This window comes from Azospira sp. APE16, assembly GCF_047901315.1.
In the GTDB taxonomy this organism is placed as follows: domain Bacteria; phylum Pseudomonadota; class Gammaproteobacteria; order Burkholderiales; family Rhodocyclaceae; genus Azospira; species Azospira oryzae.
Genome location: NZ_CP179682.1, coordinates 2,979,789 through 3,002,014, shown reverse-complemented (window position 1 = coordinate 3,002,014; position 22,226 = coordinate 2,979,789). Strand labels below are relative to the sequence as shown.

The following is a 22,226-nucleotide window of genomic DNA, read 5'->3' as shown; positions in this document are numbered from 1 at the left end:
TTGCGCAAAAAGTAAAAGGCCGCCCGGGGTGGGCGGCCTTGCGGGGTGGTGCTTGCCGGCAGGTGGCGGCCGGCTTATTTCTTTTTCATCGGCGGCAGGTCGGTGCAGCTGCCGTGGGCCACTTCCGCCGCCATGCCGATGGATTCGCAGAGGGTCGGATGGGGGTGGATGGTCTTGCCGATATCCACCGCATCGCAGCCCATTTCCACGGCCAGGCAGACTTCGCCGATGAGGTCGCCGGCGTTCATGCCGACGATGCCGCCGCCCAGCAGGCGATGGCTTTCGGCGTCGAACAAGAGCTTGGTGAAGCCTTCCTCGGCGCCGTTGGCGATGGCCCGGCCGCTGGCCGCCCAGGGGAACACGGCTTTTTCAAACTTTATGCCATCGTTCTTAAGCTGGTCTTCGGTCTTGCCGGCCCAGGCGATTTCCGGATGGGTGTAGGCCACGCTGGGAATCTGTAGGACGTCGAAGGCAGCCTTCTCGCCGGCGGCGACCTCGGCGGCGACGTGGGCTTCATGCACTGCCTTGTGGGCCAGCATGGGCTGGCCGACGATGTCGCCGATGGCGAAGATGTGGGGCACGTTGGTGCGCATCTGGGCATCCACATTGATGAAGCCCCGGTCGGTGACGGCGACGCCGGCCTTGTCGGCGGCGATCTTCTTGCCGTTGGGAGTGCGGCCGACCGCCACCAGCACCAGGTCGAAGGCTTCCTTCTCGCCGGTGGAGTAGGTGACCTCGATACCTTCGGCCTTGGCCTCGGCGGCGGTGACGCCGGTGGCCAGCAGGATGCGGTCGAAGCGCTGGGCGTTCTTCTTCTCCCAGACCTTGACCAGATCCCGGTCGGCGCCGGGCATCAGGCCCGGGCCCAGTTCCACCACGGTGATACGGGCGCCCAGGGCGCTGTACACCGTGGCCATTTCCAGGCCGATGATGCCGCCGCCGATGACCAGCATCTTCTTCGGCACCGAGCGCAGTTCCAGGGCGCCGGTGGAGTCGATGACCCGGGGATCGTCCTTGGGCATGAAGGGCAGGGCCACGGGCTGGGAGCCGGCGGCGATGATGGCGTTCTTGAACTTCACCACCTGCTTCTTGCCGTCGGCCGCGGTGACTTCAATGTGGTGCGGGTCGATGAAAGCCCCGACGCCCTGCACATGCTGCACCTTGCGGCCCTTCGCCATGCCGGCGAGACCGCCGGTGAGCTTGCCGACGACCTTTTCCTTGTGGGCCCGCAGCTTGTCCACATCCACCTGGGGGGCGGCGAAGGTGACGCCGCAGTCGGCCAGGTGCTGGGCTTCTTCCAGTACCGCGGCTACATGCAGCAGGGCTTTGGAGGGAATGCAGCCGACGTTGAGGCAGACGCCACCCAGGGTCGGGTAGCGTTCCACCAGCACGGTCTTGAGACCCAGGTCGGCAGAGCGGAAGGCGGCGGAATAGCCGCCGGGGCCGGCGCCCAGCACCAGCATGTCGCATTCGACGTCGGCGCCGCCGCTGTGGCTTCCAGCCACGGGAGCCGGAGCCGCTGCAGGAGCGGGCGCTGCCGCCGGGGCGGCGGGCTGGGGCGCCGGGGCAGCGGCAGCCGCGCCGGCTTCCACCACCACGATCACCGTGCCTTCGGCCACCTTGTCGCCCAGCTTGACCTTGATTTCCTTGACCACGCCGGCGGCCGACGAGGGCACGTCCATGGTGGCCTTGTCCGATTCCAGGGAGACCAGGGGGTCTTCCACCTTCACCGTGTCGCCGACCTTCACGAACACTTCAATGACGGGCACGTCCTTGAAGTCGCCGATATCCGGGACTTTCACTTCAACCAGTTGGCTCATGTTCTCTCTCCCTTACAGCATGACCCGGCGGAAATCCGCCAGCAGCTTGGCCAGTTCGGCGTTGAAGCGGGTCGCCAGGGCGCCGTCGATGACGCGGTGGTCGGCGGAGAGGGACAGGGGTACGATCAGGCGCGGCACGAATTCCTTGCCGTTCCACACTGGCTTCATGCTGGACTTGGAAACGCCCAGGATGGCCACTTCCGGCGCATTGACGATGGGGCTGAAAGCCGTGCCGCCGATGCCGCCGACGGAAGAAATGGTGAAGGTGGCGCCCTGCATGTCGGCGGGCTTCAGCTTGCCGTCCCGGGCCAGCTTGGCCAGTTCGCCGGTTTCCTTGGCGATCTCCAGCACGCCCTTCTTGTCGGCGTCCTTCAGTACCGGCACCACCAGGCCGTTGGGCGTGTCGGCGGCGAAACCGATGTGGTAGTACTTCTTGTACACCAGGTTGTCGCCATCCAGGGAGGTGTTCAGTTCGGGGAACTGCTGCAGCACCTTGACGCAGGCCTTGATGATGAACGCCAGCATGGTCAGCTTCTGGCCGCTCTTTTCGTTTTCCTTGTTCAACTGCACCCGGAAGGCTTCCAGGTCGGTGATGTCCGCGTCCTCGTGGTAGGTCACGGCGGGGATCATCACCCAGTTGCGCGCCAGGTTGGCGCCGGAAATCTTCTTGATGCGGGAGAGGGGCTTGGCTTCGATGGGGCCGAACTTGGCGAAGTCCACCTTGGGCCAGGGCAGCAGGTCCAGGGAGCCGCCGCCGGTGATGCCGCCGCCGCCCACCTGGGTGGGGGCTACGGTCTGGCCGGACATGACGCCCTTGATGTAGGCCTTCACGTCTTCGGCCTGGATGCGGCTCTTGGGGCCGGTGGCGGTGACCTTGGAGAGATCCACGCCCAGTTCCCGGGCAAAGGCACGCACCGAGGGAGAGGCGTGCACCTTGCCGCCCAGGGCCAGGCCGTAGGGCGCGGCAGCGGGGGCCGGGGTGAAGGGCTTGGTGGGCGCGGGGCCGTCCAGTTCCGGCGGGATGACCGCGGGGGCGGCCGGTGCCGGTGCGGCAGCCGCAGGGGCTGCAGCCACGGCGGCCACGGCACCGGTGGCGCCTTCCAGCACCACCACCACACTGCCTTCGGAAACCTTGTCGCCGACCTTGATGCGCACTTCCTTGACCACGCCGGCGGCGGAAGAGGGCACGTCCATGGTGGCCTTGTCGGACTCCAGGGAGCACAGGGCATCCTCCTGTTTCACCGTGTCGCCGACCTTGACGAACACTTCGATGACCGGCACGTCCTTGAAGTCGCCGATGTCCGGCACCTTCACTTCCACCGGGCCGGAGGCGGCCGGGGCCGGGGCGGCGGCAACTGGCGCAGGGGTCGCGGGGGCTGCTGCCACCGGAGCCGGCGCAGCGGCCTGGGGCGCGGGGGCCGCCGCAGCGGCGCCGCTTGCGGCACTTTCCAGGATCACCACCACGCTGCCTTCGGCAACCTTGTCGCCGACCTTGATCTTCACTTCCTTGACTACGCCGGCGGCGGAAGAGGGCACGTCCATGGTGGCCTTGTCGGACTCCAGGGAACACAGGGGGTCTTCCACCTTCACGGTGTCGCCCGGCTTGACGAAAATTTCGATGACCGGCACATCCTTGAAATCGCCGATGTCCGGGACCTTCACTTCAATGGTTTGGCTCATTGTTCTTCTCCGTCAGGCGATTAGCAGGTCTGGGGATTCAGCTTTTCGGGGTCCAGGCCGTACTTGACCAGGGCCGCAGCCACCTTCTCGCGCTCGATCTGGCCATCGTCGGCCAGGGCCTTGAGGGAGGCCAGGACGACCCAGTGGCGATCCACCTCGAAGAAGTGGCGCAGCTTCTCCCGGGTGTCGGAGCGGCCGAAGCCGTCGGTGCCCAGGGTGACGTAGCGGCGGTTGATGAAGGGACGGATCTGCTCGGAGTAAAGGCGCACATAGTCGGTGGAGGCGATGACCGGACCGCGGGTGTCGTCCAGGCATTCTTCCACGTGGCTCTTCTTCGGCTTTTCCAGGGGGTGCAGCAGGTTCCAGCGGGCCGTGTCCTGGCCGTTGCGGGCCAGTTCGTTGAAGCTGGGGCAGGACCACAGGTCGGCTTCCACGCCCCAGTCGTTCTTCAGCAGTTCGGCGGCGGCCATCACTTCGCGGAAGATGGTGCCGGAGCCCAGCAGCTGCACGCGGGGAGCGTCGGAAGCGGCGCCCTTCTTGAACTGGTACATGCCCTTGACGATGTTGGCTTCGGCACCGGCCGGCATTTCGGGGTGCTCGTAGTTCTCGTTCATCACCGTCAGGTAGTAATAGACGTCCTCCTGCTCCTTGAACATGCGGCGCAGGCCATCCTGCATGATCACGGCCACTTCGTAGGCGAAGGTGGGGTCGTAGGAGACGCAGTTGGGGATCAGGCCGGAGAGGATCAGGGAATGTCCGTCCTCGTGCTGCAGGCCTTCGCCGTTCAGGGTGGTGCGGCCGGCGGTGCCGCCCACCAGGAAGCCCCGGGCGCGCTGGTCGCCGGCAGCCCAGCAGAGATCCATGGTGCGCTGCAGGCCGAACATGGAATAACAGATGTAGAAGGGCACCATCTGCACGCCGTGGGTGCTGTAGGCGGTGGCGGCGGCGATCCAGTCGGCCATGGCGCCGGCCTCGTTGATGCCTTCCTGCAGGATCTGGCCGTCCTGGGATTCCTTGTAGAACATCAGCTGGTCGTGGTCCTGGGGCACGTACTTCTGGCCTTCCTGGTTCCAGATGCCGACCTGGCGGAACATGCCTTCCATGCCGAAGGTGCGGGATTCGTCCGGCACGATGGGCACGATGTGGCGGCCGATGTTCTTGTCCTTGAGCAGGGTGGACAGGACCCGCACGATGGCCATGGTGGTGGAGATTTCCCGACCTTCGCCGGTGGCCTTGAGCAGGCCCTCGAAGGCGGCCAGCTCGGGCACCGCCAGGGGGGCAGCCTTTTCGCGGCGCTGGGGCAGGTAGCCGCCCAGGGCCAGGCGGCGTTCCCGCATGTAGGTCAGTTCGGGAGAGCCTTCCTCGAACTTCAGGTAGGGCACCTCGTCGATCTTGTCGTCCGGCACCGGCAGGTTGAAGCGGTCGCGCATGCGACGCAGGGCTTCGTGGCCCATCTTCTTGGTCTGGTGGGTTGTGTTCTGGGCCTCGCCGGCCTCGCCCATGCCGAAGCCCTTGATGGTCTTGGCCAGGATCAGGGTGGGCTTGCCCTTGTGTTCAGTGGCGGCCTTGAAGGCGGTGAAGATCTTGAACATGTCGTGGCCGCCGCGGTTCAGGGCCCATACTTCGTCGTCGGTCCAGTCGGCCACCAGTTCCTTCAGTTCCGGCGTGTTGAAGAAGTACTCGCGCACGTAGGCGCCGTCCTTGGCCTTGAAGGTCTGGTACTCGCCATCCACGCATTCCATCATGCGCTTCTTCAGGATGCCCTTCTTGTCGCGGGCGAAGAGGGCGTCCCAGTGGGTGCCCCAGATCAGCTTGATGACGTTCCAGCCGGCGCCGCGGAAGTCGCCTTCCAGTTCCTGGATGATCTTGCCGTTGCCGCGCACCGGGCCGTCCAGGCGCTGCAGGTTGCAGTTGATGACGAAAATCAGGTTGTCCAGCTTTTCCCGGGCGGCCATGCCGATGGCGCCGAGGGATTCCACCTCGTCCACCTCGCCGTCGCCGAGGAAGGCCCACACCTTGCGGCCTTCGGTCTGCACCAGGTTGCGGCACTGCAGGTACTTCATGAAGCGGGCCTGGTAGATGGCCTGCAGGGGGCCCAGGCCCATGGAGACGGTGGGGAACTGCCAGAAATCCGGCATCAGCCAGGGGTGGGGGTAGGAGGAGATGCCCTTGCCGTCCACTTCCTGGCGGAAGTTGTCCATCTGGTCCTCGGTCAGGCGGCCGAGCATGAAGGCGCGGGCGTAGACGCCGGGCACAGAGTGGCCCTGGAAGAAGATCAGGTCGCCGCCGTGGTTGTCGGAGGCAGCGTTCCAGAACCAGTTGAAGCCCACGTCGTAGAGCACGGCGGAGGAAGCGAAGGAGGCGATGTGGCCGCCCACGTTGGTGTGCTTGTTGGCCCGTACCACCATGGCCATGGCGTTCCAGCGGATGTAGGAGCGGATGCGCTCTTCCAGGTCCGGGTTGCCCGGGTAGTTGGGCTGTTTCTCGGCGGGGATGGTGTTGATGTATTCGGTGGTGGCGCTGTAGGGAATGTCCACGCCTTCCTCACGGGCCTGTCCGATGAGCTTCTCGATCAGGTAGTGGGCCCGGTCCGGGCCTTCCTTCTCGATCACGCCTTCGAGGGCGTCGACCCATTCCTTGGTTTCCTGGGGATCGGCATCAACCGATTGGGGAACTTCGGGCAGTGCTGCCATGGTTTGTCTCCTATTTGGAAGGACGTTTTTTTGTTGCGCACCGGGTGGGGCGGCAACACCTAGCTTAGACCGAAACGATAGCTTCGCCTAGCGAATTTCCACATTGTAAAAACACAGTTCGTATTGTGCAACATTGCACTGCAACATAGAGCAGGACTGGGCCTGGGGTGCCTGGCAGTCTCCTCGGCGGGCCGGTGGCCCCGGTGAGGGCGGCTCAGGGCACGTGGCGCAGGCGTACGCCGTAGGCATGGACCACCCGGCCGCCGCGGACCTCGCCCATGACCGGGGTGTCGAGCCGGTCGATGGCTTCGTGGTCGTTGGGGCTGAAGGGGCGCTCGTAGATCTGCACCACCCCTTCCACCTTGTCCCGCAGGTTCTCCAGGGCTGCCTTTAGGCGTGGGCCGTCGGTGCTGCCGGCCTGGCGGATGGCGGCAGCCAGCAGCAGCATGGCGTCGTAGCCCTGGGCCGCGGCCGAAGGCACCGGGATGCGGGGGGCGCCGCTGGCCTTCAGGTAGGCGTCGAGGAACTGGCGTCGCTTCAGGGAGGTGCCCTCATCGATGAAGGTGAGGGGCATGCGTGCCCCTTCCGCATTGGGGCCGGCGTTGTCGATGAAGGAGGACATGGAAAGGGTCCAGCCGCCGATGAGGGGCGCCTCCCAGTGCAGCTTGGCGCGGCCGTTGGCCAGGGCCGCCAGTTCCGGACCGATGCCGTAGGCCAGGATGGCTTCGGCGCCTGCGTCCCGGGCCCGCTGCAGCTGGCGGGTCAGGTCGATCTCGCCCAGGTTGAAATGCTCGATGCTGACCGGCTTCAGGCCCTTGGCGGTAAGGGCCTTCTCCAGGTCCTCCCGGCCCAGCTGGCCGTAGTTGGTGGTGTCGTGGATGATGGCCAGGCGCTTGAAGCGGCGCCGCTCCACCGCCTCCTCGACGATCATGGCCGCCTGGATGGCGTCGCTGTTGGAGACGCGGAAGACATAGTTCTCGGCGTAGTGGGGCTGCAGGAACTGCTTGGTGATGATGGAGCCGGTGGCCACGGCGGTGAGTACCGGAATGCGGGCATCCTGGAAGTAATGCTGGCTGGCCAGGGCCACCCCGGTATTGACGATGCCCACGGCGGCGGTCACCTTCATCTGTACCAGTTCCTGGGCGATGCGGCTGCCCCGCTGGTTGTTGGCCTCGTCGTCCCGCTCCACCAGTTGCAGGGGGCGCCCCAGGAGGCCGCCGCCGGCGTTGATCTCCGCCGTCGCCAGGCGGATGCCGTCGCGCATGGACAGGCCCATGGGGCTGGAGCCGCCGGTGAAGGGGCCGTACACGCCGATGCGGATCGGCAGGGGCGCCTGGGGGGCGGCCTGGGCCCAGGCAGGGGCCAGCAGCGCGATGACCGCGGCGAGGAAGAGCGACAGTCGAGAAGGGAGGGCGGGCAGCATGGGTCGAGCCTACGGGATGGGTCGGGAGGGCGCCAATTCGGGTTATCCCGCAAGCCGCCATTATCCCATCGCCGCACCCCTCGCCGGGCCGCCGAGCCACTGCCCATGCGATACTCAGGGTAAACACCAATGGCCCGGCGCTTGTACGGGCAGCGAAGATTGAGACCCGAATTGCCTCCCAGCGCCATGCCGGACCGCGCCGAACCTGCCTCCCTGCCGTATAAAGCCGCCGTTGCCCAGGGCGGGTGGTACTGGCTCGTCCCCTATCTGGCCATCGTTTTTTTCGCCCTCACCATGTTTGCCCTGGTGGGCTACATCGACAAGCGGGATGCGGACGAGCGCCGCGCCATGGTGGAGCGGGACATGCAGTGGGCCGACCAGACCCTGCGCCTGCACCTCACCGCCAACCAGGATTTCCTCGTCCAATTGGGCCGCAACCTGGCCGACGGCGTGCTCGACTACGAGGATTTCCAGATCCGCGCCGCCCAGCACCTGGCCAACAATCCGGAACTGTCGGTGGTGCTGTGGGTGGACCCCAAGGGCAAGGTGCAGTGGGTGGCGCCCTTCGAGGCCACCGAATGGGTGGCCGGGGAAAGCCTGGACCCGACCCAGCAGGACCGCCTGGCCGAAGCCCTGCGGGGCGGCCGGCCCCTCTACGGCAGCACCTACCGCAATCGCCAGGGCGCCGCCTACTTCGATCTGACCATCCCGGTGCAGCGCTGGCGCGAGGACATGGGCGCCATCGTCGGCATCTACAGCACCGACGGCCTGCTGCGCCATCCGGTGCCCACCTGGTTCACCGAAAAATACCGCCTCACCCTGGAAGACGGGGAGGGCAAGGAAGTGGCGGCCAATACGGCGGTGCGCCCCACCAGCAAGGAACTGGCCTACCGCCTGACCCTGGAGCCGCCGGCCAACGGCCTTTCCCTGCGGGCCATTGCCTACGCCACCGACGACGCCTGGTCCCGCACCCTGCCGCCCCTGGTGATCGGCGCCCTGACCCTGGCCCTGATCTGGAGCCTGGCCCTGCTGCGGCGCGACGTGCAGCGCCGCCTGCAGGCGGAGAAGGAGCGGGACCGGCTATTCTCCCTGTCCCTCGGCCTGCAGTGCATCGCCACCCTGGAAGGCAAGCTGCGCCGGGTCAATCCGGCTTTCGAGCGGGTCCTGGGCTATCCCCTGGGGGAGCTGCGGGACAGGTCCCTGCTGGACTTCGTGCACCCGGACGACATGGCCCTGGTGGTGGACATGCTGCGCCATCTGGCGGAAGGGGCGGCCCAGGAATTCGAGTGCCGCTTCCACAGCGCCAACGGCCAGGACAAGTGGCTGCTGTGGAGCATCAACCCGGTGCCGGAGGAGAAGCTGCTCTACGCCGTGGCCCACGACATCACCGACCGCAAGACCGCCGAGCAGGCCCTCACCGACGAATACGCCTTCCGCAAAGCCATGGAGGAATCCGTGTCCACCGGTCTGCGGGCCATCGACATGGAAGGCCGCATCATCTACGTGAACCCGGCCTTCTGCCGCATGCTGGGCTGGAGCGAGGCGGAACTGCTGGGTCTCAAGCCCCCCTTCCCCTACTGGCCGCCGGAACACGCCCGCCAGCTGGCCACCAACATCGAGCTGACCCTGGCCGGCCAGGCTCCCGCCAAGGGCTTCGAGCAGCGGGTGATGCGCAAGAACGGCGAGCGCATGGACGTGCGCTTCTACATTTCCCCCCTGATCGACGCCAACGGCAAGCAGACGGGCTGGATGGGGGCCATGACCGACATCACCGAGCCGAAGCGGGTGCGGGGCGAGCTGGAACGCTCCCAGGAGCGCTTCATGGCGGTGCTGGACGGCCTGGATTCGGCGGTGTACGTGGCCGACGCCAAGAGCGACGAAATTCTCTTCGGCAACCGGGCCTTCAAGAGCATCTTCGGTTTCGACGCCGTCGGCCGCAACTGCTGGGAGGTGACCGAAGCCTGCCGGCCGCCGGTGGGCGCCTTCGACTGCGACCTGCGCCTGCTCTCGCCGGAAGTGCTGCCGCGCCAGCTGTTCGACGGCGAGGTGCAGAACAGCCTCTCCGGCCGCTGGTACCACCTGCACGACCGGGCCATCCGCTGGGTGGACGGCCGGGTGGTGCGGGTGCAGATCGGCACCGACATCACCGAGCGCAAGCAGATCGAGGAAGTGAACCTGCAGCAGCAGAAGCGCCTGGAACAGACCTCGCGCCTCATCACCATGGGCGAAATGGCCTCCTCCCTGGCTCACGAGCTGAACCAGCCCCTGGCCGCCATCGCCAACTACTGCATGGGCTGCGTCAAGCGCATGAAGGGTGGTGCCGCCAAGCCGGAGGAATTGCTGGGGGCCATGGAAAAGGCCAGTTTCCAGGCGGAGCGGGCGGGCAAGATCATCCGCCGCATGCGGGAGTTCGTGAAAAAGAGCGAGCCCAACCGGGGCCAGGTGCTGCTCGGCGACATCGTCGAGGAAGCCCTGGGCTTCGCCGAGATCGAGGCGCGCAAGCTGGGGGTGAACATCTGCGTAGACCTGCCGCCGGAACTGCCGCCCCTGTTTGCCGACCGCATCATGATCGAGCAGGTGCTGCTCAATCTGGTGAAGAACGGCATCGAGGCCATGCGCGACACCCTGCCGGCGGAACGCCGATTGACGGTGTCCGCGACCCTCCCGGACAATCACAGCCTGGAGGTGGCGGTGGCCGACCGGGGCCACGGCCTCGGCAGCACCACCGCCGAGGAACTGTTCGCCCCCTTCTACACCACCAAGCCCGAGGGCATGGGCATGGGCCTGCCCATCTGCCGGTCCATCATCGAGTACCACAAGGGCCGCCTGTGGGCCGACGCCAATCCGGGCGGCGGCACCGTTTTCCGATTCACCCTGCCTTTGGAGGAATGAGGCCATGACGCAACACAACAGCCAGGAGAGCGCTGCCGTCGCCTCAACCCAGTGTGTCTACGTGGTGGACGACGACGAGGCCATGCGCGACTCCATGGTCTGGCTGATCGAGTCCGAAGGCTATCCGGTACGCGCCTTTCCCAGTGCCGAGGATTTTCTCGCCGCCTACACCGACGGCCTGGCCGGCTGCCTGGTGCTGGACGTGCGTATGCCCGGCATGAGCGGCCTGGAGCTGTACGAGCGGCTGGCGGCCCAGCGTTCCACCCTGCCGGTGATCTTCATCACCGGCCACGGCGACGTGCCCATGGCCGTGGCGGCCCTGAAGAAGGGGGCCGCCGACTTCATCGAGAAGCCCTTCAACGATACGGACATGCTGCGCCTGATCCGTCAGTGCATGGACCTGGATACGGAACGCCGCGCCCGCCGGGCCCGGGAAAATTCCGTGGCCAGCCGCCTGGCCCAGCTCACCGCCCGGGAGCGGGAGGTGATGGACCGGGTGGTGGAAGGCAAGCTCAACAAGCAGATCGCCGACGAGCTCAGCATCAGCATGAAGACCGTGGAGGCCCACCGGGCCCGGGTCATGGAAAAGATGGGAGTGCGCTCCCTGGCCGAACTGGTGCAGTGCGCCCTGGAGTCGAGCCAGGCCGAACGCTGACGGGGCATGGCCGGGGAGGCAGGCGGGACGGACCTGCCGGCGGTGCCTGCTCCGACAGGGCCGTGTTGACTGGGCCCTGGCTTGGGAGTCCAATCGCCCCCTGCCCCGGAAACGGGGATTTCCCCAATTTCATCTTGCGGGCCGGCGCGCTATCGTGGCGCCAACACTGCCCGGGAAAGAACCGTCATGCGCGTTGCCCTCTTCGTCACCTGTCTGGCCGACCTGATGCGGCCCAATGTGGCTTTTGCCGCCCTGAAACTGCTCAAACTCGCCGGCTGCACTGTCGAAGTCCCCGAGACCCAGACCTGCTGCGGCCAGCCCGCCTACAACTCCGGCGACCGGGCCACCGCCCTGACCCTGGCACGCAAGGTCATCGACGAATTCGAAGGCTACGAATACGTGGTGCTGCCCTCCGGTTCCTGCGCCGGCATGATCCGCGCCCACTACGAAGAACTGTGCAAGGACGATCCGGCCCTGCTGGCCCGGGCCAAGAAGCTGGCGGCCTGCACCTATGAACTGACCGACTTCCTGGTGAACGTGGCCAAGCTGGAAAGTGTGCCCGGCGATTTCGCCGGCAGCATCACCTACCACGACTCCTGTTCCGGCCTGCGGGAACTGGGCATCAAGCAGCAGCCCCGCCAGCTCCTCGGCAAGATGGGCCAGGTGGAAATCAAGGAAATGAGCGAGGCCGAGACCTGCTGCGGTTTCGGCGGCACCTTCTCCCTCAAGTTCGGCGACATCTCCACCAAGCTGGCCGACAACAAGTGCGAGAACGCCTGCGCCACCGGGGCCGATGCCATCGTCGGCGGCGACCTGGGCTGCCTGCTCAACATCGAAGGTCGCCTGCGTCGCAAGGGCGACCGCAAGACCCAGGTGCTGCACGTGGCCGAAGTGCTGGCCGGCAAGCTCGACTAGATTCCGTTTCACCCTGGCCCCGGCTGCCGCCGGGCGCCCTTCTTCCGCCTTCATCAGGATCCGCCATGGAAATCCATTCCAACGACTTCAAGGCCCGGGCCCGGGAGGCCCTGGCCAATCCCAACCTGCAGAAGGCCCTCAAGCTGGTGCAGGTGAAGTTCGTCCCCGGCCGGGCCGCTGCTGCCGCCGAGTTCGGCGACTTCGAGACCCTGCGCGATGCCGGCCGCGATATCCGCAACCGGGCCCTGGAGAATCTGGACCTGTGGCTGGAACGCTTCGAGCAGGAGGCCACCCGCCGCGGCGCCCAGGTGCACTGGGCCAGGGACGCGGCCGAGGCCAATGCCATCATCGTCGGCATTGCCCAGGCCAATGGCGTAAAGAAGGTGGTCAAGTCCAAGTCCATGGTGAGCGAGGAGTGCGGCCTCAACGACGCCCTGGAGGCGGCCGGCGTGACGCCCGTCGAGACCGACCTGGGCGAGTACATCCTGCAGATCAACGACCACGAGCCGCCCTCCCACATCGTCGCCCCGGTGATCCACAAGACCCGGGACGAGGTCTCCGACCTGTTCCACGCCAAGCACGGCAAGCCCCGTACCGAGGACATCGGCGCCCTGTGCCGGGAGGCCCGGGAAATCCTGCGGCCCCACTTCCTTTCCGCCGACATGGGCATTTCCGGCGCCAACTTCCTGGTGGCCGAAACCGGCTCCACGGTGATCGTCACCAACGAGGGCAACGGCCGCCTGTGCACCACCGTGCCCCGCATCCACGTGGCCCTCACCGGCATCGAAAAAGTGGTGCCGACCCTGGAGGACCTGTCGGTACTGCTGCGCCTGCTGCCCCGTTCCGCCACCGGCCAGCCCATCACCAACTACGTTTCCATGAATACCGGCGTCGCCGGCAGCGGCGATAGCGACGGCCCGGAGCAGTTCCACATCGTCCTGCTCGACAACGGCCGCTCCCGGGTCCTGGGCTCCGAGCTGAAGGAGATGCTGCGCTGCATCCGCTGCGGCGCCTGCATGAACCACTGCCCGGTGTACCAGGCCGTCGGCGGCCATGCCTACGGCTGGGTCTATCCCGGCCCCATGGGCTCGGTGCTGACCCCCTCCTACGCCGGCATGGAGCACGCCCATGAGCTGCCCCACACCGCCACCGGCTGCGGCCAGTGCAGCGCCGTCTGCCCGGTGCGCATCCCCTTGCCCGAGCTGATGCGCAAGGAGCGGGAAATGCAGGTGGAGGCCGGCCTGCGGCCCTGGCAGGAGCGCCTCTCCCTCAAGCTGTGGGGCTGGAGCGCCAGCCAGTCCTGGCTCTACGGCATCGGCACGGCCATCGCCGCCCGCTTCCTCAAGCGCCTGGGCGGCGCCGACAAGCTGATCCACCGCCTGCCCCTGGGCGGCGGCTGGACCGACGGCCGGGACTTCCCGGCGCCGGCGGGCAAGACCTTCCGCGAGCTCTACCGCGCCCGCAAAAACCTGCACTGATAGGAGCCGCACCGATGAGTTCCCGCGACCTGATCCTCTCCCGCATCCGCGCCTCCATCGGCCGCGGCGCCCCGGCAGACGGTGCCGTGCTGGCGCCCCATCTGGCGGCCCGCACCCGGGGCCCCGCCCCCGGCGGCGCCTGGCGCGACAGCCGGGAAGGCCTGCTGCAGCGCTTCGCTGAACGGGCCACGGCCCTCGCCTCCACGGTGGAACGGGTGCCGTCCTGGGCCGAAGTGCCGGCGGCGGCCGCTGCCTATCTTATTGCCCGGGAGCTGCCGACCCGGGCCGTGTGCTGGCCCTCCCTGGCTGACCAGGCCTGGGCTGGCGCCGGCCTGCAGGTGGAGCCCCGTCCCTCCCGGGGCGACGACCTGGTGGGCATCACTTCCACCTTCTGCGCCGTGGCCGACACCGGCACCCTGATGCTGCTCTCCGGCGCCGACACCCATGCGGCCACCAGCCTGCTGCCGGAAACCCACATCGCTGTGGTGCCGGTGGAACGGGTGGTGCCCCTCATGGAAGACGGTTTCGCCCTGCTGCGGGCGGAAAAGGGCGAGGCGCCCCGGGCCGTCAATTTCGTCTCCGGCCCCTCCCGCACCGCCGACATCGAGCAGACCGTGACCCTCGGCGCCCACGGGCCTTACCGGGTGCATCTGATCCTGGTGGGCTGAGTTCGCCACTCCCGTCATCCTGGGGATAAAAAAAGCCCGGCCGCCTTTTCGGCGCCGGGCTTTTTTGCGTCGGCCGATGTTGGCCCATGTTGGCAGATACGGGCCTCCGATCGGTCGCCGCTCAAGCCGGCCGGGAGCGCCGGGCCATCTCGACGGCCTGCTCCACGGCGGTGAACAGGCTGCCCGGATCGGCCTGGCCGGTGCCGGCCAGATCCAGGGCGGTGCCGTGATCCACCGAGGTGCGGATGATGGGCAGGCCCAGGGTGACGTTGATGCCCTGGCCGAAGGTGACGAACTTCAGGGGCGCCAGGCCCTGGTCGTGGTACATGGCCAGGACGCAGTCGCCCCGGGCCAGTTGGGGCGGGGTGAACAGGGTGTCGGCGGGCAGGGGGCCGAGCAGTTCCATGCCTTCGTGCCGCAATTTTTCCAGCGCCGGGGTGATGACCTCGATCTCTTCCCGGCCCAGGTAGCCCCCTTCGCCGGCATGGGGGTTGAGGCCGGCCACCAGGATGCGGGGCCGGGAGATGCCGTACTTGCGCGCCATGTCGGCGTGCAGGATGCGCAGAACGTCCTCCAGCACCGTCGGGGTGATGGCTGCCGGCACCTCCTTCAGGGGCAGGTGGGTGGTGGCCAGGGCCACCCTCAGGGGGCCGGGCTGGCCCAGGGGGCCGTGGCCGCCAATGGGCGAGGTGCCGGCCAGCATCATCACCACCAGGGGGGTGCCGGTCTTTTCCGCCAGGTACTCGGTGTGGCCGGTGAAGCCGCGGATGCCGGCGTCGTTGATGACGCCCTTGTGCAGGGGGGCGGTGACCATGGCGGCGAACTCACCCTGGAGGCAGCCGGCCAGGGCCCGGTCCAGCAGTTGGAGGACGTAGGGGCCGTTGGCGGCATCCAGGCGGCCGGGGGCGGAGGGAGCGGCCAGGGGCAGGTGCAGCACTTCCAGGCTGCCGGCCGGGGCGGGGCGGTCCGGGGCGTAGTCGTGCAGGGGGATGTCCATTCCCAGCTGGGCGGCGCGCTGGCGCAGCAGTTCCTTGTCCGCCAGCACCACCAGACGGGCTTCTGCCGGGTAGCGGGCCAGGGCCAGGCACAGTTCGGGACCGATGCCGGCCGGTTCGCCGGAAGTGACGGCTAGGGTGGGGCGCATGGGGCAGACTCCGCTGGACTGAAATGCAAAAGGGGCCCGCAGGCCCCCTGGTGATTGCCGGGTGCTTACTGCTCTTCCCAGCGATACTCCACGTAGGCCCGGTCGCGCAACTGGCGCAGCCAGTCCTGGTAGGCCTCGTCGGACTTGCGTTCGCGCAGGGCGTTGCGGGCGATGGCCCGCTGCCGGTCCTGGGAAACGTCCTGGACGCGGCGCTCCAGCACCTGGATCAGGTGCCAGCCGAACATGGACTGCACCGGCTGACTGACTTCGCCCACCTTCAGGGCATCCATGGCCCGCTCGAATTCGGGCACGGTGTCACCGGGATAGAGCCAGTCCAGGTCGCCACCCTTGGGGGCGGAGCCGTCCTGGGAGTAGAGGCGGGCCAGCTCGGCAAAGTCGCCGCCGTGGTCCAGGCGTTCCTTCACGGCCTGCAGCTTGCGCTTGGCTTCGGCCTCGGACACCACCTCGTTCACCTTGATCAGGATGTGGCGGGCGTGGGTCTGCTGCACGGCGGGAATGGAGGCGCCGCCCTTCTTGGCCACCAGCTTGACGATGTGGAAGCCGTTGGGGCTGCGGATCACGGGGGACAGCTGGCTGGGCTGCATCTTCTGCACGGTTTCGGCGAAGATGTTGGGCATGCGGTCCAGGGGGCGGAAACCCAGGTTGCCGCCCTGCAGGGCGTCGGGGGCGTCGGAGTAGGCGGCGGCCACCTGGGCGAAATCCTCGCCCCGCTTGAGGCGGTCGAGAATCTGCTCGGCCTTGGCCTTGAGCTTCTGCAACTGCTCGGGGCTGGCAGACTCGGGGGAGCGCACCAGGATGTGGGCCACCTGGTATTCCTCGGCACTGCCGCCGGCACTGGCGCCGGCCAGGTAGTTGTCGATTTCGCCTTCGGAGACGAGCAGCTTGGCATCCACTTCCCGCTCCCGCAGGCGGGACACGGTGATTTCCTGGCGGATTTCCTCGCGGAACTTGGCGAAGGCGATGCCGTCCTTTTCCAGGGCCTGGCGGAACTGGGCCAGGGTCATCTTGTTGTTGGCGGCGATGCGGTTGAGGGCCATGTCCAGCTGGGCATCCTCGATGCGGATACCGTTCTCCTTGGCGAACTGGACCTGCACCTTGTCCACCACCATGCGCTCCAGCATCTGCTTCTCCAGCACGTCGGCCGGGGGCAGGGGCGTGCCCTGGCGGCGCAGCTGGCTGACCACGGAGTCGAGGCGCTGGCGCAGTTCGTTGAGGGTGATGACCTCGCTGTTGACCACGGCGATGATGCGGTCCGCCTCCACCGGGTCGGTACGCTGGCCGCGGTAGGTCTGGGCGTTGGCCTGGCAGGCCGCCAGGCAGAGCAGCAGGGAGAGCCAGTATTTCATCATGGTCTGCATTATTCCTCACCTCCGAACACCGGGTCGGCCATGGGCTGGTTGATGCGGCCGTAACCGGGGATGGTCCGGCGCAGCAGGTCCAGCGGATTGGAACCGATGCGGGAGAAGTCGTTGAGTTCGAGCTGCACGAAGAAGGCGGTGGACGACGTATTGGCCGTCAGGGCGTAGCGCTGGATGACCCCGCGCACGACCCAGCAGCCGCCGTTGTATTCCAGGCCGGCAATGTTTTCCACCACCCGCTTTTCCTTCAGGGAGTAGTTGTAGCGGCCCACGCCATACCAGCCGCGGCCCAGGGGCCACTGGCCGGAAACGTCCAGGTTGCCCAGCACGTCCCGGGTGTAACGGTAACCGGCGTTGAGCACCTTGCCCAGTTCCGGCTGGTAGCGGCCGGCCACCGTCAGACGGTCGGTACGGGCATCGAAGGGGTTGTATTCGACGGCGCCGTCGAGATAGGTCTTGGGCATGATCTGGCCGGAAACGGCGGCCAGCCAGTTGGTGTTCTTGTGCTGGCGGGGCTTCTCGCCGTCAATGGTGACATGCTGGTCGTCAAAGTAGTAACGCTGGCCCACCAGGGCGCGGAAATACTCTTTTCCAGTATTGGGGCCGATGAAACGGGTGGTGACTGCAGCGGTGAGCTGATTGGCATCCCCGATGCGGTCCTGGCCGACGTAGCGGTTTTCCGAGAAGATCTGACCGAAGTTGAAGTCGGCCAGGCCGGAATCGAAGACCGGGATGTTGCCCTGTTCCTTGTTCGGTACATAGACGTAGTACAGCCGGGGTTCCAGAGTCTGGGTGAAGGCCGTGCCCAGCAGGGTGGTGTCGCGTTCGAAGGTGACACCGCTGTCCACGCTGAAAATGGGCAGGCTGCGGCTGATGCTATCCGGTGTTCCAGTTGCCTGGCGGGACAGGCTGTAGCTGGTGACGTGCATGCCAACCTTCGGCGTTACATAGAACGAAGGGAATATCAGTGGTAGCGACACCTGTGGATAAACCACAGTACGGTCGCCTTCGACTTTGGTGCGATGACTGAAGGAGGTGAACTGGCCCAGCATGGCCACGTCAAATCCGTGGAAATCCGGACGGCGGGCGTTCAGGGTCAGCTGGGGGAGCGTGTCGTACGGCGCCGTGATCGGGTTGGCAGCATCCGGCTGCAGGGTCTGGTAACGATTGACGTTGGCAATCGCACTCCACCAAGTCGACTTGTAGGTTAAACGGCCCTGCCGCTGTAAAAGCGTTTGGGCGCTAACGCCGATACGGCTAGATAAGTCCGTATAAAAGTTATCATCTGATACCTTGTTCAGGTTCAACAGGCCACTGAATCCGTTGCCAAAGCTCTGAACGTGCCAAATGTTGACGGCATAGCGGTTGTCCAGGTTGCGGACGTTGTCGGTCGGTACATATTCGCCCCGAATGTAGCCGCTATAGCGATAGTCCAGGTAGCGCAGCTCGCCACCGATCTGCAATCCCCGCTTGGACATCACCCGGGGCGCGATGGTGGCGTCCATGTTGGGCGCGATGTTCCAGTAGTAGGGTGTGGTCAGCGTGGCGCCGCTGAGGCTGTTGGTGCCGAAGGTCGGAGCGAGGAAGCCGGATCTGCGCCTATTGTTGAGGGCGAAGCTGAGGCTGGGAGCATAGAAAATCGGCACATCCTTGAAATACAGGGTGCCGTCTTTGGCTTGCCCTTCCTCACTGTCATAGTTGAGGTCGAGGGATTCGGCCTTGGTATACCAGTCGTTGTTGCCCGGGGCGCAGGTGGTGTAGGTGGCATTGGCCAGGCGAATATGGTTTTCGCCGAGGAATTCCATCTTTTCCGACTGGCCGCGGCCGGTGGTCAGGGTGGTGCCCATGGCCTGGCTGTTTTCCCGCACGCCCCACACCGGCACCTTGCGCTCCTGGCGGATGGAGTAGGCAGCCTGGTCGAAGACGCCGGTGCTGTCGGAAAGACGCATCAACAGGCTGGGGCCGGATACCTTGGTGCCTTCCTGTTCATAGACCACGTTGCCGGTGGCCTCCACTTCGTCTTCGTTCTGCCAGTAGACCAGCCGGTCCGAGGTGAGGACGGTGTCGGAGCGGCGCATTTCGGCATCGCCTTCCAGCACGGCTTCCCGGTCGGCGACGCCGTACAGGCGGCGGGCGGTGAGGAAGGTGGGGCGGGCGTCGTCGTTCTTCGGCAGCGGTGTCATGTTGCGCGAACGACGCAGTGCCAGGGCCGGTCCCGGATCCCGCTCGGCGTAGGGCAGGGGGGCGGCGTTCTCGGTCTCCTCGCCGCGACGGCGGCGGGGCGGCAGGGCCGGGGCCATGGCTTCAGCTTCGGCCTGGGGGTCGGAGACTGCGTTCACGATCTGGGGCGGTGCCGCCGGCGCCGGCAGGGGGGGCAGACCCAGCAGGGTCGGGTCCACCTTGAGGGGACCGAGGGCCGTGCCACCCGCCGCCTCACCCTTGTGGGCGATGGGGGCGGGCGCTGCTGCCACTGCCACGGTGCGGGCCGGAGCGGGCGTCGCTGCCGGCTCCCGGGCCAGGACTTCCGCCGGGGCCACCAGGGGTGCCCGGACAGCGCGCCGCCCAGGAGCGATGGCACTGGTTGTCGTGGCGCCAGCCGGGCTGGTGGCGGTCGCGGCAGTCGTTGTTGCCGGGGCTGCCGCCGGAGCCGCACCAATGCTGGTGGTGGGCGTGGCTGCAGGCGCCGCGGGACGGGCCACCTGGGTGGTTGCCGGAGCCGGTGGCAGGCCGAGCAGGGCCGGGTCCACCCGCAGCGGTGCCAGACCGCCGCTGGCCTGGGCGGCCTGGGGAGCCGGACGGGCAGGGGTGGGATAGGTCACGGCCGCCGGGGCGACGGTGGCCGGGCGGGAGGATTCCGCCGCCGGAGTCGTCACGGGCACCACCGGGGCCGGCTGGGTCACGGGTGGGGCGGCGACGATCGGTGCGGCAGGTGCCGCCGCCTTGCGGGCGGGGGCGGTCGGTGCCGGCGCGGGCTGGGGCGCGGGAGTCGCCACGGCTTTGGTGGCCGGTGCCGGCTTGGCGGCTGCCGGCGCGGGGCCGTCGTTGTTCAGTTCCTTGCTCGGGATCGGCTCCGGAGCGGTCACCGGGGTGGCCGTGGCCCGGGGGGCGCTTTCCGCTTCGGCGGGACGGGGGGCAGGCTTGGGTTTGGGTTGGGCCGGCGGCAGGCCGAGCAGGGTCGGATCCACACTCAGCGGCGTCATTCCCTGGGCGAGCGCTTCCTCGGGTAGGGAGCCGAGAACGGCACCGGCAAAGCCGCAGCAGAGAAGGAGCGCCAGAGGGCGACGGGCAAATGGCATGGACAGGGAATTCAGGGAAATCGGTGGGCATGCCGCGGCGAAGCCCCGTGAGGCGTGCAGCGTGGATGCTAAAATCGCCGCATTTTAGCATCTTCGAACGAGGAGAAGCGGCATGCCGCGTACCGCCCAGCTTCAGGCCTGGCTAGAGAGTCAGTTTTCCGGTGCAACCTTCAGCCTGACCCCGGCTTCCGCCGATGCCAGCTTCCGGCGCTATTTCCGCGTCAGCTTTGCCGACGGCAGCCCTTCCCGCATCGTCATGGATGCGCCGCCGAGCCACGAAGACTGCGCCCCCTGGCTGCATGTGGAGCAGCTGCTGCGGGGCGCCGGGGTGCATGTGCCGGAGGTTTTCGCTGCCGACCTGGCCCAGGGTTTCCTGCTTCTTTCCGACCTGGGCAGCACCACCTACCTGTCGGTGCTGGACGGGGAAAACGCCGGGGCCCTTTACGGCGAGGCGGTGGATGCCCTGGTGCGCATCCAGCAGGCTAGCCGGCCCGGGGAACTGCCTCCCTACGATGCGGCCCTGCTGCAGCGGGAGCTGGATCTGTTCCCCGAATGGTATGTGGGCAAGCACCTGGGCAAGACCCTCAGCGACAAGCAGCAGCATGTGCTGGACGACGTCTTCGCCAAGCTGCTGGCCAACAACCTGGCTCAGCCCTCGGTGTATGTGCACCGGGATTACCACTCCCGCAACCTCATGGTGACCATTCCCAACCCGGGCATCATCGATTTCCAGGACGCGGTGTACGGCCCCATCACCTACGACCTGGTGTCCCTCTTCCGCGATGCCTACATCCAGTGGGAAGAGGATCAGGAACTGGACTGGGTCATCCGCTACTGGGAAAAGGCGCGCAAGGCCGGCCTGCCGGTCCATGCCAATTTCGATGATTTCTACAAGGACTATGAGTGGATGGGGGCCCAGCGCCAGCTCAAGGTCCTGGGCATCTTTGCCCGCCTCTGCCATCGGGACGGCAAGGACGGCTACCTGAAGGACATGCCCCGGGTCATGTCCTACCTGCGCCGCACCTGTGAGCGCTACGGCGACCTGCGGGCCCTGGCCCGGCTCCTGGACGAGCTGGAGCCCCAGGGCGAAGTCCAGGTGGGCTACACCTTCTGATGCGGGCCATGATCCTGGCGGCGGGGCGCGGCGAACGCATGCGCCCCCTTACCGACACCTGCCCCAAGCCCTTGCTGCCGGTGGGCGGCAAGCCCCTCATCGTCTGGCACCTGGAGCGCCTGGCCGCCGCGGGCTTCCGCGAGGTGGTGATCAACCACGCCCACCTGGGGGCGCAGATCGAGGCCGCCCTCGGCAATGGTTCCGCCTGGGGCCTGCACCTCGCCTATTCGCCCGAGCCGCCGGGGGCCCTGGAAACCGCCGGCGGCATCGTCCAGGCCCTGTCCCTGCTGGGAGAGGAGCCTTTCCTGGTGATCAACGGCGACGTTTATTGCGACTGGAATGTGGGCCGGGCGCCGGCATTGGCCCTGGGCGAGGATCAGGCCCATCTGGTGCTGGTGCCCAATCCGCCCCAGCACCCGGAAGGGGATTTTGCGCTGGCGGATGGGCGGGTGACGGATGCCGGCACACCGCGCCATACCTTCGCCGGCATCGGCCTCTATCGCCCCGCCCTCTTTGCCGGACTCGTGGCCGGCCAGCCGGCCAAGCTGGCGCCCCTGCTGCGCCAGGCCATGGCCCGGGGCCAGGTGGGGGGCGAGTTGTACCGGGGGCGCTGGGAGGATGTGGGCACGCCGGCCCGCCTGCAGGCCCTGGATGCGGAACTGGGCGGTGCCGCCCGGGTCTAGCCCGGCGGCGGCCTCAGCGCGCCGTGGCCGGCTGCCGGTCGGCGCTGCGCCGCAGATGGGCGCCGCCGAGGCAGTCGCAGTTGATGATGTGCTGACGCAGGCGGCCCGCCGCCTGGTCCGGGTGTTCGTTGTGGTCGCTGGCGAAATTGCGCAGCAGGCGGCGGCATTCCTGGCACTCGTTCTGGTAACGGCCGAAGCGGTCGTTGATGCGGCTCTGGCAATAACTGGGCAGGCGAGCGATGATCTGCTCCCGATGGCTTTCGAGCTGCTTCAAGGTGTTGATCATGTTGATATCCGACGGCGGGGCATGACAAAGACGTGCGCACTATAGCCAAACCCGTCCGCAAAAGCATTACGTCGAACGTCCTAGAAACAAGGTAATACGA

Annotated in this window: 15 protein-coding genes; 7 read left to right on the top strand and 8 right to left on the bottom strand. The window is 67.0% G+C overall.

The genetic code is table 11. The features are described 5' to 3' along the window. Positions 1-74: 74 nt before the first annotated feature. The 4 genes from lpdA to ACLSSQ_RS14275 form a co-directional block, all read right to left on the bottom strand. A complete protein-coding gene (gene lpdA, locus ACLSSQ_RS14290) occupies positions 75-1,820 on the bottom strand; it encodes a dihydrolipoyl dehydrogenase (RefSeq protein ID WP_416243069.1) in 1,746 nt (581 codons plus the stop codon). A 12-nt stretch (positions 1,821-1,832) separates the two neighbouring features. Beyond that, entirely contained in the window at positions 1,833-3,500 is a 1,668-nt protein-coding gene (aceF, locus tag ACLSSQ_RS14285) for a dihydrolipoyllysine-residue acetyltransferase (protein WP_416243068.1), read from the bottom strand. 20 nt (positions 3,501-3,520) lie between these two features. After that, on the bottom strand, positions 3,521-6,193 hold the full coding sequence (aceE, locus tag ACLSSQ_RS14280; protein WP_130460062.1) for a pyruvate dehydrogenase (acetyl-transferring), homodimeric type: 2,673 nt from the start codon (positions 6,191-6,193) through the stop codon (positions 3,521-3,523). A gap of 214 nt (positions 6,194-6,407) precedes the next feature. Continuing rightward, complete coding sequence (locus ACLSSQ_RS14275) at positions 6,408-7,616, bottom strand: ABC transporter substrate-binding protein (protein ID WP_416243067.1); 1,209 nt, start codon at positions 7,614-7,616, stop codon at positions 6,408-6,410. 186 nt (positions 7,617-7,802) lie between these two features. Between ACLSSQ_RS14275 and ACLSSQ_RS14270 the strand changes: the two genes are divergently transcribed. The 5 genes from ACLSSQ_RS14270 (at position 7,803) to ACLSSQ_RS14250 (ending at position 14,224) form a co-directional block, all read left to right on the top strand. Further along, positions 7,803-10,508 carry a PAS domain S-box protein gene (locus ACLSSQ_RS14270; protein ID WP_416243066.1) on the top strand — a complete coding sequence of 902 codons (2,706 nt, stop codon included), beginning with the start codon at positions 7,803-7,805 and terminating at the stop codon, positions 10,506-10,508. 4 nt (positions 10,509-10,512) lie between these two features. Next, positions 10,513-11,163, top strand: a complete 651-nt coding sequence (locus ACLSSQ_RS14265; RefSeq protein ID WP_014236669.1) for a response regulator transcription factor — start codon at positions 10,513-10,515, stop codon at positions 11,161-11,163. Between the two features lie 186 nt (positions 11,164-11,349). Beyond that, positions 11,350-12,078 carry a (Fe-S)-binding protein gene (locus ACLSSQ_RS14260; protein WP_014236670.1) on the top strand — a complete coding sequence of 243 codons (729 nt, stop codon included), beginning with the start codon at positions 11,350-11,352 and terminating at the stop codon, positions 12,076-12,078. A gap of 65 nt (positions 12,079-12,143) precedes the next feature. After that, positions 12,144-13,556 carry a LutB/LldF family L-lactate oxidation iron-sulfur protein gene (locus ACLSSQ_RS14255; RefSeq protein ID WP_416243065.1) on the top strand — a complete coding sequence of 471 codons (1,413 nt, stop codon included), beginning with the start codon at positions 12,144-12,146 and terminating at the stop codon, positions 13,554-13,556. A gap of 14 nt (positions 13,557-13,570) precedes the next feature. Next, positions 13,571-14,224 (top strand): LutC/YkgG family protein, encoded by a 654-nt coding sequence (locus tag ACLSSQ_RS14250; protein WP_416243064.1) that lies wholly within the window; start codon positions 13,571-13,573, stop codon positions 14,222-14,224. 121 nt (positions 14,225-14,345) lie between these two features. Here the strand turns inward: ACLSSQ_RS14250 and pdxA are convergent, their stop codons facing one another. The 3 genes from pdxA to ACLSSQ_RS14235 form a co-directional block, all read right to left on the bottom strand. Beyond that, positions 14,346-15,368 (bottom strand): 4-hydroxythreonine-4-phosphate dehydrogenase PdxA, encoded by a 1,023-nt coding sequence (pdxA, locus tag ACLSSQ_RS14245; RefSeq protein ID WP_416243063.1) that lies wholly within the window; start codon positions 15,366-15,368, stop codon positions 14,346-14,348. A 65-nt stretch (positions 15,369-15,433) separates the two neighbouring features. Beyond that, positions 15,434-16,747, bottom strand: coding sequence for a peptidylprolyl isomerase (locus ACLSSQ_RS14240; RefSeq protein WP_014236674.1), 1,314 nt, complete (start codon positions 16,745-16,747; stop codon positions 15,434-15,436). Then, the gene (locus tag ACLSSQ_RS14235) at positions 16,747-19,947 is read right to left on the bottom strand and encodes an LPS-assembly protein LptD (protein ID WP_416243062.1); all 3,201 of its coding nucleotides are present in this window, start codon (positions 19,945-19,947) and stop codon (positions 16,747-16,749) included. Before ACLSSQ_RS14235 ends, ACLSSQ_RS14240 begins: the two co-directional genes overlap by 1 nt. Positions 19,948-20,155: 208 nt before the next feature. Between ACLSSQ_RS14235 and ACLSSQ_RS14230 the strand changes: the two genes are divergently transcribed. Both ACLSSQ_RS14230 and murU read left to right on the top strand, forming a co-directional pair. Next, complete coding sequence (locus ACLSSQ_RS14230) at positions 20,156-21,157, top strand: aminoglycoside phosphotransferase family protein (protein ID WP_205230826.1); 1,002 nt, start codon at positions 20,156-20,158, stop codon at positions 21,155-21,157. Then, positions 21,157-21,840, top strand: a complete 684-nt coding sequence (gene murU / locus ACLSSQ_RS14225) for an N-acetylmuramate alpha-1-phosphate uridylyltransferase MurU (protein WP_416243061.1) — start codon at positions 21,157-21,159, stop codon at positions 21,838-21,840. Before ACLSSQ_RS14230 ends, murU begins: the two co-directional genes overlap by 1 nt. A gap of 13 nt (positions 21,841-21,853) precedes the next feature. On the opposite strand, the gene ACLSSQ_RS14220 is transcribed toward murU, so the two are convergent. Continuing rightward, complete coding sequence (locus tag ACLSSQ_RS14220; protein WP_014236678.1) at positions 21,854-22,126, bottom strand: hypothetical protein; 273 nt, start codon at positions 22,124-22,126, stop codon at positions 21,854-21,856. Between the last annotated feature and the right edge of the window lie 100 nt (positions 22,127-22,226).